Source organism: Pseudomonas fjordensis, from assembly GCF_976987115.1.
In genome coordinates, this window is the sequence record NZ_OZ336860.1 from 767257 (window position 1) to 785000 (window position 17744).

Annotated in this window: 15 protein-coding genes and 1 rRNA gene (1 of these 16 running past the window's edge); 7 read left to right on the plus strand and 9 right to left on the minus strand. The window is 59.8% G+C overall.

Annotation, left to right across the window (positions count from 1 at the left end):
• Window positions 1–90 precede the first annotated feature (90 nt).
• Both ACWHXD_RS03260 and ACWHXD_RS03265 read right to left on the minus strand, forming a co-directional pair.
• Window positions 91–1104: a zinc-binding alcohol dehydrogenase family protein gene (locus tag ACWHXD_RS03260; RefSeq protein ID WP_138763424.1), complete on the minus strand. Its 1014-nt coding sequence runs from the start codon at window positions 1102–1104 to the stop codon at window positions 91–93.
• A 139-nt stretch (window positions 1105–1243) separates the two neighbouring features.
• Window positions 1244–1537: a putative quinol monooxygenase gene (locus tag ACWHXD_RS03265; protein ID WP_138763423.1), complete on the minus strand. Its 294-nt coding sequence runs from the start codon at window positions 1535–1537 to the stop codon at window positions 1244–1246.
• Window positions 1538–1654: 117 nt separating this feature from the next.
• On the opposite strand from ACWHXD_RS03265, the gene vimR reads away from it, so the two are divergent.
• The 3 genes from vimR to ACWHXD_RS03280 all read left to right on the plus strand — a co-directional run bounded on the left by vimR (window position 1655) and on the right by ACWHXD_RS03280 (window position 4977).
• Entirely contained in the window at window positions 1655–2566 is a 912-nt protein-coding gene (gene vimR, locus ACWHXD_RS03270; RefSeq protein ID WP_138763422.1) for a transcription regulator VimR, read from the plus strand.
• Between the two features lie 153 nt (window positions 2567–2719).
• A complete protein-coding gene (locus ACWHXD_RS03275) occupies window positions 2720–3406 on the plus strand; it encodes an ArsR/SmtB family transcription factor (protein ID WP_138763421.1) in 687 nt (228 codons plus the stop codon).
• A gap of 200 nt (window positions 3407–3606) precedes the next feature.
• Entirely contained in the window at window positions 3607–4977 is a 1371-nt protein-coding gene (locus tag ACWHXD_RS03280) for an MFS transporter (protein ID WP_138763420.1), read from the plus strand.
• 138 nt (window positions 4978–5115) lie between these two features.
• Here the strand turns inward: ACWHXD_RS03280 and ACWHXD_RS03285 are convergent, their stop codons facing one another.
• On the minus strand, window positions 5116–6069 hold the full coding sequence (locus ACWHXD_RS03285; RefSeq protein ID WP_003171521.1) for an adenosine deaminase: 954 nt from the start codon (window positions 6067–6069) through the stop codon (window positions 5116–5118).
• Window positions 6070–6262: 193 nt separating this feature from the next.
• Here ACWHXD_RS03285 and ACWHXD_RS03290 point away from each other — a divergent pair, with 193 nt between their 5' ends.
• Window positions 6263–7354, plus strand: a complete 1092-nt coding sequence (locus ACWHXD_RS03290; protein ID WP_003188263.1) for a calcium:cation antiporter — start codon at window positions 6263–6265, stop codon at window positions 7352–7354.
• A gap of 73 nt (window positions 7355–7427) precedes the next feature.
• On the opposite strand, the gene ACWHXD_RS03295 is transcribed toward ACWHXD_RS03290, so the two are convergent.
• The 6 genes from ACWHXD_RS03295 to ACWHXD_RS03320 all read right to left on the minus strand — a co-directional run bounded on the left by ACWHXD_RS03295 (window position 7428) and on the right by ACWHXD_RS03320 (window position 13420).
• Window positions 7428–8786 carry an 8-oxoguanine deaminase gene (locus ACWHXD_RS03295; RefSeq protein ID WP_032893722.1) on the minus strand — a complete coding sequence of 453 codons (1359 nt, stop codon included), beginning with the start codon at window positions 8784–8786 and terminating at the stop codon, window positions 7428–7430.
• A gap of 146 nt (window positions 8787–8932) precedes the next feature.
• On the minus strand, window positions 8933–9619 hold the full coding sequence (locus tag ACWHXD_RS03300) for an SDR family oxidoreductase (protein WP_003188266.1): 687 nt from the start codon (window positions 9617–9619) through the stop codon (window positions 8933–8935).
• A 56-nt stretch (window positions 9620–9675) separates the two neighbouring features.
• Window positions 9676–10257, minus strand: a complete 582-nt coding sequence (locus tag ACWHXD_RS03305) for an IMPACT family protein (RefSeq protein WP_014716775.1) — start codon at window positions 10255–10257, stop codon at window positions 9676–9678.
• A gap of 12 nt (window positions 10258–10269) precedes the next feature.
• Window positions 10270–10929 (minus strand): TetR/AcrR family transcriptional regulator, encoded by a 660-nt coding sequence (locus ACWHXD_RS03310; RefSeq protein WP_098949658.1) that lies wholly within the window; start codon window positions 10927–10929, stop codon window positions 10270–10272.
• Window positions 10930–11016: 87 nt separating this feature from the next.
• Window positions 11017–12411, minus strand: coding sequence for a uracil-xanthine permease family protein (locus ACWHXD_RS03315; protein WP_138763418.1), 1395 nt, complete (start codon window positions 12409–12411; stop codon window positions 11017–11019).
• Between the two features lie 88 nt (window positions 12412–12499).
• Entirely contained in the window at window positions 12500–13420 is a 921-nt protein-coding gene (locus tag ACWHXD_RS03320; RefSeq protein WP_003188270.1) for a LysR family transcriptional regulator, read from the minus strand.
• A 126-nt stretch (window positions 13421–13546) separates the two neighbouring features.
• On the opposite strand from ACWHXD_RS03320, the gene aptA reads away from it, so the two are divergent.
• From aptA to ACWHXD_RS03335, 3 genes are all read left to right on the plus strand, one after another.
• Window positions 13547–14896, plus strand: coding sequence for an omega-aminotransferase AptA (gene aptA, locus ACWHXD_RS03325; protein ID WP_003188272.1), 1350 nt, complete (start codon window positions 13547–13549; stop codon window positions 14894–14896).
• Between the two features lie 39 nt (window positions 14897–14935).
• Window positions 14936–16429: a CoA-acylating methylmalonate-semialdehyde dehydrogenase gene (locus ACWHXD_RS03330; RefSeq protein ID WP_138763417.1), complete on the plus strand. Its 1494-nt coding sequence runs from the start codon at window positions 14936–14938 to the stop codon at window positions 16427–16429.
• Window positions 16430–17000: 571 nt separating this feature from the next.
• Window positions 17001–17744: ribosomal RNA gene (locus ACWHXD_RS03335) — 16S ribosomal RNA — on the plus strand (it continues 793 nt past the right edge of the window).

Here is a 17744-nt window from a genome sequence, read left to right on the forward strand (position 1 = left end):
GGGCGCATAGATATGACAAGGATCAACTCTCGGACTAATGGTGTCGTCCATTACCTACGTAGATAACGGACGACACTGACAGCCGTTTTTTCAGAACCCTTCCAGCACGATCTTGCCCTTGGCCTTGCCGCTTTCCAGCAGGGCGTGGGCGCGGCGCAGGTTCGCCGCATTGATCACACCGAAGTGCTCGCCTACCGTGGTTTTCAGGGTGCCGGCGTCGATCAGCTCGGCCACGCGGTTGAGCAGGTTGTGCTGCTCGATCATGTCTGGGGTCTCGAACATCGAACGGGTGTACATGAACTCCCAATGCAGCGACAGGCTCTTGCGCTTGAGCTTGCTCACATCCAGGGCCTTGGGATCGTCGATCAACGCCAGCTTGCCTTGGGGTTGCAGCGCTTCGACCAGTTGGTCCAGGTGATGCTCGGTCTGGGTCAGGCTGGCAACGTGGGTGACTTGCCCGTGACCGACCTGCTTTAACGCTTCGCTCAGTGGCTGGCTGTGGTCGATCACCACGTGTGCGCCCAGGGCCTTGGCCCATGCCTGGGTTTCGGGGCGCGAGGCGGTGCCGATGACCTTCAGCGCCGTGAGCTGGTTGGCCAGTTGAGTGAGGATCGACCCCACGCCACCGGCCGCGCCGACGATCAGCAGGCTCTGGCCTTGATCGTCTTTGCCTTCAGGCACCTGCAAACGTTCGAACAACAGCTCCCACGCGGTGATGGCGGTCAGTGGCAGTGCGGCTGCTTCGGCAAACCCCAGGCTCTTGGGCATATGGCCGACGATGCGTTCATCCACGGTGTGCAGTTCGCTGTTGCCGCCTGGGCGTACCAGGGAACCGGCGTAGTACACCTTGTCGCCGGCCTTGAACAACGTCACGTCACTGCCGACCGCCTTGACCACCCCGGCCACGTCCCAACCCAGCACCTTGGCGGCGTCATTTTCCGGGGCGACGTTGTGGCGCACCTTGGTATCCACCGGGTTGACCGAGATGGCTTTGACTTCAACCAACAGGTCACGGGGGCCGGCCACGGGGGCTGGTAGTTCGATGTCTTGCAGGGATTCTGGATCGTTGATCGGCAGTGAGGTGTAGTAGGCGATGGCTTTCATGATGGCTCCAAGTGAATACGGTCAAGGGAGGAGCGAGCTTGCTCGCGAAAAGCGTTAACGATGACGCGGTGTTTCTGGTTTAACGCGTCGTCTTTGGGGGTTTCGCGAGCAAGCTCGCTCCTACAGAAAAAAGGCGGGATCAGGCGAGGAATTTCAGGCGCTTGAGTTCGAAGTGCTCGATCACATCGGCGGCCTGGGCGCGAAAGCTCTGGATATGCGCGCTCTGGTCGTGGTCGGCCAGCGCCGCGTCATCGCTCCAGCGCTCAAGCATGTAGAAGGTCTCGGGGTGTTGCAGGTCCTGGTGCAGGTCGTACTGCTCGCAACCGGCTTCCAGGCGGGTCGGTTCCAGCAGGCCGCGCAGTAACGTTTCCAGGATGGCGTGCTGGCCGGGTTTGGCGATCAGCGTGGCGATGACATTAAAAGCGGTGGACATAGTCGACTCCTGGCACGGGCTAACGGGATGGGCAGATGATTGGCTATTTCCCACGCCGATAAAAGCGGCTAAAACAGCAGGCTGTTTCAACCAAATATTGATAATGAGCGGGAATGCATGCTGCGTTTTGATGATTTGCAGTTGTTTGTGCGCGCCGCAGACTTGGGTAGCCTGTCGGCTGCGGCGCGGGTTATGGATTTGTCGCCGGCGGTGGCCAGCGCCGCGCTCAAGCGTATCGAACAGCAACTGGGCACGCGCTTGCTGGCGCGCTCAACCCGCAGCCTGCGCCTGACGGCCGAAGGCGAGGGCTTCCTGGAGTACGCGCGGGCGTCATTGAGTGCGCTGGATGAAGGGCGGCGCCTATTGGCCAGTGGCCAGGATCACGTCAGCGGTGTGTTGCAATTGTCGGCACCTTCGGATTTCGGCCGCAACCAGCTGCTGCCGTGGCTGGACGCCTTCCAGCAGGAGCACCCGCAACTGAACGTGCGCCTGTTGCTCGGTGATCGCATCGCCGACCTGTTCCGCCAGCCCGTGGACATTGCCCTGCGCTACGGCGAACCCGAAGACTCCAGCCTGATTGCACTGCCCATCGCCCCGGACAATATTCGCGTACTCTGCGCCGCGCCCAGTTACCTCTCCCGGCATGGCGAGCCGCGCCATCTGGAGCAACTGGCCCAGCACAATTGCCTGCTGTACATGCTCGGCAGCCGCGTCCACGACCATTGGGGTTTTTACGATGGCAAGCGTCATGTAAGCCTGACGGTCAGCGGTGATCGCTTCAGCGATGACGCTGATGTGGTGCGCCGCTGGGCGGTAGCGGGCATGGGCATTGCCTACAAGTCGTGGCTGGATGTGAGCACCGATGTACTGGCCGGGCGCTTGCGTTTGATCTTGCCGGAACTGCAGGGCGAGCGCACACCGCTCAACTTGCTGTGCGCCCACCGTGCGCAATTGAGTAAACCCATCAATCTGCTGCGGGACATGCTCGTGTCCCGTTGTGCGACATTGACCGCGCAGCGACCGGGGTGAATGGGTTCTCGGCAATAGCCTGCGCCACGCTCGGAAGTTTCACTCATATCCTGTCCTGATCTGCACTGTCAGACGCCGCGGAACCTATGGCCTGCGCACCTATACTTGGGCGTCAACCGCAGCAGAAAAAATGGTTTAACAGGGAGTGAATACATGGGAGCAGCACCTTGCATCAGTCAGATCGCCAGCTTGCTCGCCGAGCCTAAACGCACGGCCATGCTCTGGGCCTTGATGGACGGTTCGGCGAAGTCTTCAGAAGAACTGGCGGCTCTGGCCGAGTTGTCGCCGGCGTCAGCCAATGCCCATTTGGCGCGGCTGACCGGCAGCGGCCTGTTGCGGATCGAGGCGCGGCGGGGCCAGCGCCTGTTTCGGGTAGCAGCCGCCGATGTCAGTGCCGCCATCGATGCGTTGGCCAGCACCACCATGGCCAGCGCGGCCCGCAGCACCCCGGATGTGTTGCCGCCGGCGCTGCGGGCACCGCCGTTGCTGCGCCGCGCCCGCTGGTGCCACGGCCACCTCGGCGGCGAGCTGGCGGCGCAGTTGTATCAACGGATGCTGGAGGCCGGATGGATCGAGCGCCATGAACCGCGTACCGAAGTGACGCCCAAGGGTGTGCAGGCGTTGGCGGAACTGGGCATTTTCACCCAGGCACTGGCAACGCCGCTGGCCTGCGACTGTTTCGACTGGAGCCAGCAACAACCCCACCTGGGCGGTGCGTTGGGGGCGGGCTTGATGCAGCTGTTTCTGCAGGCGAACTGGATCGGCGTGATCAATGAATCTCGGGCCTTGTCTGTCACTGATGTGGGGCTTGAGCACATAGCCCGCATCGCCAAACTGTAGGAGCGAGCTTGCTCGCGAAAAACGTGAGTGCGCCGCGTTTTATCCAGAAGCCCCGCGTTAACGTTGACGATCTTCGCGAGCGAGCTCGCTCCTACAGGTGCTGGCGTCGTTCTCAGGTGTTGTCAGGTCGCATCCAGCAATAGCCGGCATAAATGATGCCGCACACTCGTAAGGGGGATTTTTCATACGAGTGGTGCGGCATGGGTAGGCAGGGTTATAGCGCGGCGGAACGCCTGGAACGGTTGCCCATCAGCGGTTACCACCGAGTCATTTTCATCATCATCGCCCTGGCGTTTTTTTTCGACTCCATGGACCTGGCGATGATGACCTTCCTGTTGGGCTCGATCAAAACCGAGTTTGGCCTGAGCACGGCCCAGGCCGGGTTGCTGGCCAGTTCGAGTTTTTTCGGCATGGTGGTGGGCGCCTCGCTGTCCGGGATGCTTGCTGATCGCTTCGGGCGCAAGCCGGTGTTCCAGTGGAGCATCGTACTTTGGGGCCTGGCGAGCTACCTGTGTTCCACGGCGCAGACGGTGGAGACGCTGACGTTGTTCCGGATTTTGCTGGGCATTGGCATGGGCATGGAGTTTCCCATTGCCCAGTCGATGCTGTCGGAGCTGATTCCGGCCAAGCGGCGCGGGCGTTACATCGCCTTGATGGATGGTTTCTGGCCATTGGGTTTTGTGGCGGCGGGCGTGTTGTCTTACTTCTTGTTGCCGGTAATTGGCTGGCGCGACATCTTCCTGGTGCTGGCGATACCGGCGGTGTTTGTGTTGGCTATCCGTTTCTTTATCCCAGAGTCACCGCGCTGGCTGGAACAGGCTGGGCGCCATGAGGCGGCGGACAAGGTGTTGCTGGGCATCGAGCAGAAAGTGCGCGATTCCCTGGGCCGCGCCGACTTGCCGGAGCCGATTGCCCTGCCACGGATCGAGAGTGCACCGGGGACGTTTTTCTCTGCGTTCCAGCAACTGTGGTCGGCGCAATACCGCCAGCGCACGATGATGATCTGGAGTGTGTGGTTCTTCGCCCTGCTCGGGTTCTACGGGTTGACGTCGTGGTTGAGTGCGTTGTTGCAGCAATCGGGTTTTGCCGTGACCCAGTCGGTGTATTACACGGTGATCATTTCCCTGGGCGGGATCCCAGGCTTTTTGATGGCCGCGTGGTTGGTCGAGCGCTGGGGGCGCAAGCCCGTGTGCGTGGTGACCTTATTGGGCGGCGGGGTGATGGCGTTTCTGTATGGGCAGAGCGCAGTGTTTGGCGGCAACGTGGGCCTGCTGATCACCTCGGGGTTGTTGATGCAGTTCTTCCTGTTTGGCATGTGGGCGGTGCTGTACACCTACACGCCGGAGTTGTATCCCACCTCGGCACGTGCGACCGGCTCGGGGTTTGCGTCGGCGATTGGGCGGGTTGGCTCGTTGCTCGGGCCGTTGGTGACCGGGCTGGTGTTCCCGATAACCGGGCAGGGCGGGGTATTTGCCTTGGGCGCGCTGTGCTTTGCGGTGGCGGCGCTGGTGGTGTGGGTGTTTGGGATGGAGACCAAGGGCAAGACCCTGGAAGAACTCAGCGAAATCTAAAGGACCATGCAAAACCAATGTGGGAGCGGGCTTGCTCGCGAAGGCGGTGTAACAGTCTACAACTGCATTGACTGACACGCCGCCTTCGCGAGCAAGCCCGCTCCCACATTTAGCCCGCGCTCATCCAATGATTGCCGGTTATGGCTTCACGAGCCGCGCATCCAGGCTGTTCTGCGCCAGGCGTTTGGCCTGGTCCTGGGTCATGCCCAGGCTTGTGTACAGCGCATGGAAGTTCTCGGTGACATAGCCGCCGAAGTACGCCGGGTCATCCGAGTTCACCGTGACCTTCACGCCACGCTCGAGCATGTCGAGGATGTTGTGCTGGGCCATGTCGTCGAACACGCAGAGCTTGGTGTTGGACAGCGGGCACACAGTCAACGGGATCTGCTCGTCGATGATGCGCTGCATCAAGCGCTCGTCTTCGATGGCGCGCACGCCATGGTCGATGCGCTGGATCTTCAGCAGGTCGATGGCTTCCCAGATGTACTCGGGCGGCCCTTCTTCACCGGCGTGGGCCACGGTCAAAAAGCCTTCGTGACGGGCACGGTCGAACACGCGCTGGAACTTGCTCGGTGGGTGGCCCATTTCCGAACTGTCCAAGCCTACGGCCACGAACGCGTCACGGAACGGCAGCGCCTGGTCGAGGGTTTTCTGCGCTTCGTCTTCGCTCAGGTGGCGCAGGAAGCTGAGGATCAAACCGCTGGTGATGCCCAGTTGCTGCTCGCCGTCTTTGAGTGCGGCGGCGATGCCGTTGAGCACCACTTCGAACGGCACGCCACGGTCGGTGTGGGTTTGCGGGTCGAAGAAGGGTTCGGTGTGGATCACGTTCTGGGCTTTGCAGCGCAGCAGGTAGGCCCAGGTCAGGTCGTAGAAGTCCTGGGACGTGCGCAGCACATCGGCGCCCTTGTAATACAGGTCGAGAAACTCTTGCAGGTTGTTGAAGGCGTAGGCCTTGCGCAGGGTTTCGACGTCGTTCCATGGCAGCGCAATCTTGTTGCGCTCGGCCAGGGCGAACAGCAGCTCAGGCTCCAGCGAGCCTTCCAGGTGCAGGTGCAATTCAGCCTTGGGCAGGGCGTTGAGCCAATCGTACATTTTTAAAATCTCATCAGGTGCAATGGCGGCATTCTACAGGCCATGGCTGAAATAATCGGCAAAACCTGACCAGCAGGAGAGTATTTCTGTCACTCACGCAAGGGCGGCCTGAACTAAGGTGTAACGAAACGTTAGCGGCTCGGCGCAGTCTGTACCCCATCAATGACTGATTCGCTGTACGAAAAGGCCCGGAATGCTCACATCCCTCAAGCAAGAAAAATTCATGCTGCTGGCGCTGATTGCCGCCATCGCCGCCTACCCGCTGGAACACTGGATGCTCCACAGCGGCCAACTGGTTGCGCTGCTGGCCGGCTTTGCGCTGATCGCATTTATCGTGATGGCGTCGATGCGCGTGGCTCATCACGCCGAGCAGTTGGCGGAAAAAGTCGGCGACCCCTACGGCACCATGATCCTGACCCTCGCCGCAGTATTGGTGGAAGTGGTGATCCTGGCGATCATGATGAGCAACGAGCCATCACCGACCCTGGTGCGCGACACCATTTACTCGGCGGTGATGCTGGATATCAACGGTATCCTCGGCCTGGCTGCGCTGATGGGCGGCATCAAGCATGGCGAACAGTCCTACAACGATGACTCGGCGCGCACCTACAGTGTGATGATCCTTACCGCCATGGGGGTGTCGATGGTGGTGCCGGAATTTATCCCCGAAGCCGACTGGAAAATTTACTCGGCCTTCACTATTGGCGCGATGGTGGTGCTTTACACCTTGTTCCTGCGCATGCAGGTGGGGCCGCACAGTTATTTCTTCAGCTACAGCTACCCGGAAAAACGCCGCAAGAAACAGCCCGAAGACGAGCACGCGCCGTCTGTCAGCCTGACGTTTTCCATTGCGACCCTGGTGTTTGGGGTGATCGTGATTGGCGCACTGGCCGAGGTGATGTCCAAGACCCTCGATCTGGGCCTGGAAGGCACAGGCGCACCGCCGGTGATTACCGCGATTGTGGTGGCGGCAATCTCGGCTGCGCCGGAAATCCTCACGGCACTGCGCGCCGCGTTGGCCAACCGCATGCAGTCGGTGGTCAACATTGCGCTGGGGGCTTCGTTGTCCACGGTGATTCTGACGGTGCCGGTGATGGAAGCCATGGCGCTGTATACCGGGCAGCCGTTCCAGATGGCGATGACGCCGGTGCAAACGGTGATGGTGTTTATCACGCTGATCGTCAGCGCGATCAACCTCAACGATGGTGAAACCAATGCGATTGAAGGGATGACGCATTTTGTGTTGTTTGCGACTTTTATCATGTTGTCGCTGTTGGGGTTGTAACCGATTTGAAAGGTGTCGCAGACCCAATGTGGGAGCGAGCAAGCCCGCTCCCACATTTTGATGGGTGCCTGGCTTAGGTGCCGGCGATCAACTGGCGCGCTGCCTGGCTGTGATCGGCGATCAAGCCCTTGAGGTCAAGGCCTTCGACTTGGCCGTCGATCACCCGCCATTGACCCGCGATCATCACCCGGTCTGCCCGGTCCGCACCGCACAGCAGCAGTGCGGAAATGGGGTCGTGGCTACCGGAGAAGCGCAGTTCATCGAGCTTGAACAGTGCCAGGTCCGCCTGTTTGCCGACGGCCAACTCGCCAATGTCCGTGCGCCCCAGCAACTGCGCCGAGCCCTTGGTGGCCCAACCCAATACGCCTTCGGGGGTGATCTTTTCCGCGCCATAACGCAGGCGCTGGATGTACAGGGCCTGACGCGCTTCAAGGATCATGTTCGAGGCATCGTTGGATGCCGAGCCGTCCACGCCCAAGCCGATGGGGGCGCCGGCGGCAAGCAGATCCAAGGTGGGGCAGATGCCGGAGGCCAGGCGCATATTCGAGCTTGGGCAATGGCAGATGCCGGTGCCGGCGGCGCCCAGGCGCTCGATTTCGTCCGGGTTGAAGTGAATGCCATGGGCCAGCCAGGTGCGTGGGCCGAGCCAGCCGACGCTGTCGAGGTAATCCACGGTACGCAGCCCGAAGCGTTGCAGGCAGAAATCTTCCTCATCGAGGGTTTCCGCCAAGTGGGTGTGCAGGCGCACGTCCAACTGGTTGGCCAGTTCGGCGCTGGCTTGCATGATTTCGGGGGTGACGGAAAACGGCGAGCACGGCGCCAGGGCGATCTGGATCTGCGCGCCGTCACCACGCTGGTGATATTCGCGGATCAGGCGCTGGCTGTCGTCGAGGATCACCTGGCCTTGTTGCACCGTTTGCTGCGGCGGCAGGCCGCCATCGGCTTCGCCCAGGCTCATGGAACCGCGGGTGAGCATGGCGCGCATCCCCAGTTCGCGCACGGTCTCGACCTGCACATCAATGGCGTTTTCCAAGCCATCGGGGAACAGGTAATGGTGATCGGCTGCCGTCGTGCAGCCCGAGAGCAGCAGTTCAGCCAGGGCGACTTTGCTGGCCAGCGCGAGTTTTTCCGGGGTAAGCCGCGCCCATACCGGGTACAGGGTTTTCAGCCAGGGAAACAGCGGTTGGTTGACCACCGGGCCCCAGGCGCGGGTCAGGGTTTGATAGAAGTGGTGGTGGGTATTGATCAGCCCAGGCAGCACCACATGCTCGCGGGCATCGAACACCTGGGCGCAAGGTTGTGCAGGCGCTTGCCCTTGGGCCAGCACTTCGGTGATGACACCGTCTTGCAGCACAAGGCCGCCACGGGCATCGAGGCCATTGGCAGTGAAAATCGCGAGGGGGTTTTTTAACCAGATACGGGTCGCAGGCATTGGCCGGCTCCTCTGAATGATGGGTTCAGGTTTGCCAGCTCAGTGTTGCCCTGTCTGCTGATCCAGGGTCGCCGGGGAGGGCGAGGTGGGCAGTTTACGCGTGGATCGTTATCGACGGCAATTGGTCGATAACGACCCTTTGCCACTTACCAGGCGATGGTGTCGCCTTTGTAGTCGACGAAGTGATGGCCGCCTTTGCCGGTGTAGGCATTTACCTGGTCCACCAGGCCGCGCACGCTGGTCTCGACGTCGATGTGGGCGTTTTCGCCGCCCATGTCGGTCTTCACCCAACCTGGATGCAGCGACAGCACCGTCGGTTTGGGCTCGCCCAGTTGCGTGATAAAGCTGTTGGTCATCGAGTTGAGGGCGGCCTTGCTGGCCTTGTACAGCGCCAGGTCCGAGCCGTCGGGAATGGTCACGCTGCCCAGTACCGAACTCATGAAGGCCAGCACGCCGGTGTCTTTGCGGATCTGCCCGACAAAGCGCTGGGCCAGGTTGATCGGCGCCACGGCGTTGGTGAAAAACAGCTGGCCGACCTCCGCCAGGGTTGCGTGGCCGGGCTCCTGGTTGGCCGGGCCCTTGACGCCGGCGTTGACGAACAGCAGGTCAAAGGTGCGGTCTTTCAGACGTTGGGCCAGGGCGATCACGGCTTGCTGATCGTCCATATCCAACTTCTCGATCTGTACCGGCCCCACGGCTTTCAGGGCATCGGCCTTGTTCGGATCGCGCACGGTGGCGGTCACGTCCCAGCCGTCCTGGAGCAGTTGCTTGACCAGGCCAAGGCCCAGCCCGCGCGAGGCGCCGATGATCAGTGCGGTTTTTGGCGTAGACATGAAAGGCTTCCTTTGAAATCGCGGTTCAGGGAGTTCAGCGCATAACAGTAGCAGTTTCAGCGTTCGAGCAGGATGCGCCCACGGCTCAGGTCGGCGAGCTGGGTTTGCAGGGTGTCGATGTGTGCCTCTCCCAGTGCGAGCTGCAGCTCAACGCCGTTGGCGGTGAAGGTTTCTTCCACCACAAGCCCGCCGAGTTCAGCGACACGCAGCTTCACCAGGTTCAGTTCGGAGAAGCCACAGGCGCAACGCAGGGGGACGCGGCTGATCAGCTCGATGCGCTCGGCATTCTGCAGGCATTTATTGGCCCCGCCGCCATAGGCGCGGGCCAATCCACCCGTGCCCAGTTGAATGCCGCCGTACCAGCGGATTACCAAGACGGCCACCTGATCAAAGCCCTGGGCCTCGATGGCCGCAAGAATCGGGCGCCCGGCGGTGCCGCCGGGTTCGCCGTCATCGCTGCTGCGGTATTGATCGCCCAGCTTCCAGGCCCAGCAGTTGTGCGTGGCGTTGAGGTCGCTGTGCTGCTCGAAAAACGCCTGGGCGTCCTGCGGGCTGGTAATCGGCGCCGCCAAGGTGATAAAGCGGCTTTTGCGTATTTCTTCACGAAACTCGCAAAAGCCGGTGAGCGTAAAAGACATAAATCGCTTCGTTTATAGGGCTGGCTTGATGCCGCAGCCTTTGAGAATGATATGGATCAGGTTGGTGCCAGCATCTTCCATGTCCTGCTTGGTCAGCTTGGTGCGCCCGGTAACACGGCAGATCTGGGTGGCGAAGTCGGCGTAGTGCTGAGTGCTGCCCCACAGCAGGAAAATCAGGTGCACGGGGTCGACGGGGTCCATTTTGCCGGCGTCGATCCAGGCCTGGAACACCGCGGCCCGGCCACTGAACCAGGCCCGATAGTCCTGGCCGAAATATTCAGTGAGGCATTCGCCACCGCTGATGATCTCCATGGCGAAGATTCGCGAGGCTTGGGGCTGGCGGCGCGAGAATTCCATCTTGGTGCGGATGTAGCGAGCGAGCGCCACGGCCGGGTCATCTTCGGCGGTCAGCGCGTTGAAGGTGCTGTCCCACAGTTCGAGGATATTGCTCAGCACTGCGACATACAGGCCCAGCTTGTTGGTGAAATAGTAGTGCAAGTTGGCCTTGGGCAGCCCGGCACTGGCAGCGATGGTGTTCATGCTGGTGCCTTTGTAGCCATGGCGCGCGAATTCATCTTCAGCAGCCTGGAGAATCGCTTGTTCGTTCTTTTGCCGAATGCGGCTGGCGGGTTTACCGACGTGGTTGCTGTGGGCAGGAACTTCGAGGCTCATGGAGGTTTCCGTGCTGATCGATAGAGACGACGTGTGCACAGATAACCCACCCTCAAGCCTCAGACAAGTCCTGATGCAATAAAACCGTCAAAGCGGTTCCAGGCTGTCGCGTTCCGGGTTGTGGTTTGCGGCGGCGGTACTTGCCTTGGCCTCCGGCAGTAACAGGCACAACACAATGGCGGTGATGCCGCCGCTGGTGATGGCGGAGTCGAACAGGTTCTGCACCAGAGTCGGCATCAGGTGCAGCAGGTTGGGTTGCGCGGCGATACCCAGGCCAACGCCGAACGAGGTGGCGATGATCAGCATGCTGCGTCGGTCCAGCGGTGCCTGGGCAAGGATGCGCACGCCGGCCGCGGCCACGCTGCCGAACATCACCAGGGTGGCACCGCCCAATACCGGCTTGGGGATTTGCTGCAGCACAGCGCCGATCAGCGGAAACAGGCCCAGACAGAACAGCAACACGCCGATGTATAAACCGACATAACGGCTGGACACGCCGGTGAGTTGGATCACGCCATTGTTCTGGGCAAACGTGGTGTTGGGGAAGGCGCTGAAGGTGGCGGCGATCATGCAGCTCACCCCATCGCCGAGCACGCCGCCCTTGAGCCGGCTTATATAAGAAGGGCCGCTGATGGGCTGGCGGGCAATCATGCAATTGGCGGTGAGGTCGCCGACGGTTTCGATGCTGCTGATCAGATAAATCAGCGCAATCGGCAGGAAGGCGCTCCAGTCGAAATTGAAACCAAAGCGGAATGGCGTGGGCAGGCTGACCAGTGGCAGGTCAGGCAAAGCCTGGGGAACAAGTTTGCCACTGAACCACGCTGCCAGGCTGCCCAGGGCCAGGCCGATGATGATGGCCGACAAACGTACCCAGGGCGTATTCGAGCGGTTGAGCAGGATGATCGTCAAAACCACGAACAGGCCCAGCGCCAGGTTGGTGGGGGCGCCGAAGTCCGGTGCATTGAAGCCGCCGCCCAGGTCGGTGATGCCCACTTTGATCAGGCTGATGCCGATCAGCGTAATCACAATGCCGGTCACCAGTGGTGTGATCACGCGGCGCAGTTGGCCGATAAAGCGGCTCAATACAATCTGCACCGCCGCACCGAAGAAGCACACGCCGAAAATCATCGCCAGAATGTCTTCCGGGCTGCCACCACGTTGTTTCACCAGAAAGCCTGCCGACAAGACTGCGCCGAGAAACGCAAAGCTGGTGCCTTGCAGGCAGATCATGCCGGCACCGATGCCAAACGGCCTGCGTGCCTGGATGAAGGTGCCTACACCGGAAACCATCAACGCCATGCTGATCAGGTAGGGCAGGTGAGCGGTGAGGCCGAGGGTGGAGCCAATGATCAGCGGCGGCGTGATGATGCCGACGAACGCCGCCAGTACATGTTGCAGGGCCGCGAGTAGAGCAGGCAGTGGTTTCGGGCGGTCATTGAGGCCGTAGATCAGGTCGCTGGGGCTGGAGGATTCTGGGGGCATGGCGGGTTAACTCAAGGCGAACGGTTCAAGGTCCTTGAGCTCTTGCAAAAAGCTGTCCAGGTGCTCAGCTTTTTGTGTGACGCCCGATTTATCGGGTGGCGGCCAGGCTTTCGAGGAAACTTTCCAGCACCAAATGAGGGCGACGGCCCTTGCGCGTGACCGATGCCAGGCTCAAATCGTAAAAACGTGTAGCCGGTTTCAGCGCACGCAGTCGGCCTTGTTGTACCCACAGGCTGGCGTAATGATCGGGCAAATAGCCGATATAACGCCCGGTGAGAATCAGGAACGCCATGCCTTCACGGTCTGAGGCACTGGCGGTGCAGTTGAGCGCCTGGTAATGGGCCTGGATCTCCGCGGGCAAGCGGAAGGTGGGGGCGATGGCGTCCTGGCTGTCGATGCGTTCGTCGTCCAGTTGCTTGTTGTCGGCGTAAAACAGCGGGTGGCCGACCGCGCAATAGAGCAAGGAGCGTTCGCTGTACAGCGGCTGGTATTCCAGGCCCGACAGTGCGCTGGCCTGGGGCACCACACCGACGTGCAGGCGACCGTCGAGTACGCCTTGCTCCACTTCATTGGGGGCGATCATGCGGATCTGGATCTGCACGTCCGGGCCGCGTTCCTTCAACTGCGCCAATGCGTGGGTAATACGCATATGGGGCAGAGTGACGAGGTTGTCGGTGAGGCCAATGATCAGTTCGCCGCGCAAATGTTGGTGCAGGCCGTTGACCTCGGTACGAAAACTTTCCAGGGCACTCAGCAGTTGCAGGGCAGACTGATAAACCTCACGGCCTTCTTCCGTCAGAGAGAACCCGGCGCGGCCGCGTTGGCAGAGCCTTAGCCCGAGCCGTTGTTCAAGGTCGCTCATCTGCTGGCTGATGGCCGAGCGCCCGATGCCAAGGACAGTTTCCGCTGCCGAGAAGCCGCCGCACTCCACCACGCTGCGAAAGATGCGCAGCAGGCGAATATCGAAGTCACTGACTTGCGCCAAAGGGTCGGGACGACGGCTGCTCATAGTTTAGTGAAGTCCTGACTGAAGGTTAGAAGAGTTGGATTTCACCGACTTTATCCCCGTGGCAATTTAGCTGCAACAACGCTTTTTCAATCCCGACGCTGCCTTTTGCCCTGCGAGGTTTTGCTGATGAACATGCCCGAAAACGCCCCATCGTCCCTGGCCAGCCAATTGAAGCTGGATGCGCACTGGATGCCTTACACCGCCAACCGCAACTTCCAGCGCGATCCACGTCTGATCGTGGCCGCCGAAGGTAGTTGGTTGACCGATGACAAGGGGCGCAAGGTCTATGATTCGTTGTCGGGCCTGTGGACCTGTGGCGCCGGGCATACGCGCAAGGAAATCCAGGAAGCGGTCGCCAAGCAATTGGGCACGTTGGACTACTCCCCAGGGTTCCAATACGGTCATCCGTTGTCCTTTCAGTTGGCGGAAAAGATCACCGACCTGACCCCAGGCAACCTCAATCATGTGTTCTTCACCGATTCGGGCTCTGAATGTGCCGATACGGCGGTGAAGATGGTGCGGGCCTACTGGCGCCTAAAAGGCCAGGCCACCAAGACCAAGATGATTGGTCGCGCCCGGGGTTACCACGGCGTGAACATCGCCGGTACCAGCCTGGGCGGTGTGAACGGTAACCGTAAGCTGTTTGGCCAGGCGATGATGGATGTTGACCACCTGCCTCACACCTTGCTGGCCAGCAATGCTTTCTCTCGGGGCATGCCGGAGCAGGGCGGTATTGCCTTGGCCGATGAGTTGCTCAAGCTGATCGAGCTGCATGACGCGTCGAACATTGCCGCCGTGTTTGTCGAGCCGATGGCCGGTTCCGCTGGCGTATTGGTGCCACCGCAGGGTTATCTCAAGCGCCTGCGCGAAATTTGCGACCAGCACAATATCCTGTTGGTGTTCGACGAAGTGATCACAGGCTTTGGCCGCACCGGCTCGATGTTCGGTGCCGACAGCTTCGGCGTGACCCCGGACCTGATGTGCATCGCTAAGCAAGTCACCAACGGCGCTATCCCGATGGGCGCGGTGATTGCCAGCAGCGAGATCTACCAGACCTTCATGAACCAGGCGACGCCGGAATACGCCGTGGAATTCCCCCACGGCTACACCTACTCGGCGCACCCGGTGGCTTGCGCGGCGGGCCTGGCGGCATTGGACCTGTTGCAGAAAGAAAACCTGGTGCAGAGCGTGGCTGAAGTCGCGCCGCATTTTGAGAATGCGCTGCACGGTTTGAAAGGCAGCAAGAATGTGATCGACATTCGCAACTACGGCCTGGCCGGTGCGATCCAGATTGCCCCGCGTGATGGGGATGCCATCGTGCGCCCATTCGAGGCCGGCATGGCGTTGTGGAAAGCCGGTTTCTATGTGCGCTTTGGCGGCGACACCCTGCAGTTCGGGCCAACCTTCAACAGCAAGCCGCAGGACCTGGACCGTCTGTTTGACGCGGTCGGCGAAGTGCTGAACAAGATCGACTGATTTCTCCTTCTATATAGAACAATTTTTCAGGAGCCCTGCATGAGCCTTATCCAGCATTTGATCAACGGTGAGCTGGTCAACGACAGCGGTCGTAGTGCCGACGTCTATAACCCGTCTACCGGCCAGGTGATTCACCAGGTGCCGTTGGCCAGCCGTGAAACCATTCAACAGGCGATTGACGCAGCCAAGGCGGCGTTTCCGGCTTGGCGCAATACGCCGCCGGCCAAGCGTGCCCAGGTGATGTTCCGTTTCAAGCAACTGCTGGAGCAGAACGAAGCACGGATCTCGCAGTTGATCAGCGAAGAACATGGCAAGACCTTGGAAGACGCTGCGGGTGAACTCAAGCGTGGGATCGAGAACGTGGAGTACGCGTGCTCGGCGCCGGAGATTCTCAAGGGTGAATACAGCCGCAACGTAGGGCCGAACATCGATGCGTGGTCGGACTTCCAGCCGTTGGGCGTGGTGGCGGGTATCACCCCGTTCAACTTCCCGGCGATGGTGCCGCTGTGGATGTACCCGCTAGCGATTGTCTGCGGTAACTGTTTCATCCTTAAACCTTCAGAGCGCGACCCGAGTTCGACGCTGTTGATCGCGCAGCTGTTGCAGGAAGCCGGGCTGCCTAAAGGCGTGCTCAGCGTGGTGCATGGCGACAAGGGCGCGGTGGATGCGCTGATCGAAGCGCCGGAAGTCAAAGCCTTGAGCTTTGTAGGCTCGACGCCGATTGCCGAGTACATCTACTCCGAAGCGACCAAGCGCGGCAAGCGTGTGCAGGCGCTGGGCGGGGCGAAGAACCACGCGGTGCTGATGCCGGATGCCGATCTGGATAACGCGGTGAGTGCCCTGATGGGCGCAGCTTATGGTTCCTGCGGTGAGCGTTGCATGGCGATCTCGGTGGCGGTGTGCGTGGGCGACCAGGTAGCGGATGCGTTGATCGCCAAGCTGGTGCCGCAGGTCAAGGCGTTGAAGATTGGTGCGGGCACTTCTTGCGGCCTGGACATGGGCCCGCTGGTGACGGGACAGGCGCGGGATAAAGTCAGTGGCTATATAGAAGACGGTGTGTCGGCGGGTGCAGAACTGGTCGTTGATGGCCGTGGCTTGAGTGTTGCCGGGCATGAGCAAGGTTTTTTCCTCGGCGGTAGCCTGTTTGACCGCGTCACGCCTGAGATGCGTATCTATAAAGAAGAGATCTTTGGGCCGGTACTGTGCGTAGTGCGGGTGGATAGCCTGGAAGCGGCGATGCAGTTGATCAACGATCATGAATACGGCAACGGTACGTGCATCTTCACCCGTGACGGTGAAGCGGCGCGCCTGTTCTGTGATGAGATTGAAGTCGGCATGGTGGGGGTTAACGTGCCACTGCCAGTGCCGGTTGCGTATCACAGCTTTGGCGGCTGGAAACGTTCGCTGTTTGGCGACTTGCATGCCTATGGGCCGGACGGGGTGCGTTTCTATACCCGTCGCAAGGCGATCACTCAGCGGTGGCCGCAACGAGCCAGCCATGAAGCGTCGCAATTCGCCTTCCCTAGCCTGTAAGGCTCGGTAGGTAGAAGGCCGGCCCCTTGGGGCCGGCCTTTGCGTTATTGGGGCGTTTTTGACTTATATGACAGAAATGTGAAAAAGAAGGTTGACGGCAGATTCTGGAAGCCTATAATTCGCCCCACTTCCGGCGCAGTCGAAACGGAAACTCCTTGGTAAACAATGAGTTACGCAGTTCTCGACAGCAAGTTGCTTCAGTTCATCGAAGCCAAAAGGAAGTTGAAAAAGAGGTGTTGACAGCAGCGTGTAACGCTGTAGAATTCGCCTCCCGCTTACGAGAGATCGAAAGCGCAAGTGGTTGAAGTTGTTGAAGAAATCTTCGAAAACTTCTGAAAATAACCACTTGACAGCAAATGAGGCTGCTGTAGAATGCGCGCCTCGGTTGAGACGAAAGATCTTAACCAACCGCTCTTTAACAACTGAATCAAGCAATTCGTGTGGGTGCTTGTGGAGTCAGACTGATAGTCAACAAGATTATCAGCATCACAAGTTACTCCGCGAGAAATCAAAGATGTAACCAACGATTGCTGAGCCAAGTTTAGGGTTTCTTAAAAACCCAAAGATGTTTGAACTGAAGAGTTTGATCATGGCTCAGATTGAACGCTGGCGGCAGGCCTAACACATGCAAGTCGAGCGGTAGAGAGAAGCTTGCTTCTCTTGAGAGCGGCGGACGGGTGAGTAATGCCTAGGAATCTGCCTGGTAGTGGGGGATAACGTTCGGAAACGGACGCTAATACCGCATACGTCCTACGGGAGAAAGCAGGGGACCTTCGGGCCTTGCGCTATCAGATGAGCCTAGGTCGGATTAGCTAGTTGGTGAGGTAATGGCTCACCAAGGCGACGATCCGTAACTGGTCTGAGAGGATGATCAGTCACACTGGAACTGAGACACGGTCCAGACTCCTACGGGAGGCAGCAGTGGGGAATATTGGACAATGGGCGAAAGCCTGATCCAGCCATGCCGCGTGTGTGAAGAAGGTCTTCGGATTGTAAAGCACTTTAAGTTGGGAGGAAGGGTTGTAGATTAATACTCTGCAATTTTGACGTTACCGACAGAATAAGCACCGGCTAACTCTGTGCCAGCAGCCGCGGTAATACAGAGGGTGCAAGCGTTAATCGGAATTACTGGGCGTAAAGCGCGCGTAGGTGGTTTGTTAAGTTGGATGTGAAATCCCCGGGCTCAACCTGGGAACTGCATTCAAAACTGACTGACTAGAGTATGGTAGAGGGTGGTGGAATTTCCTGTGTAGCGGTGAAATGCGTAGATATAGGAAGGAACACCAGTGGCGAAGGCGACCACCTGGACTAATAC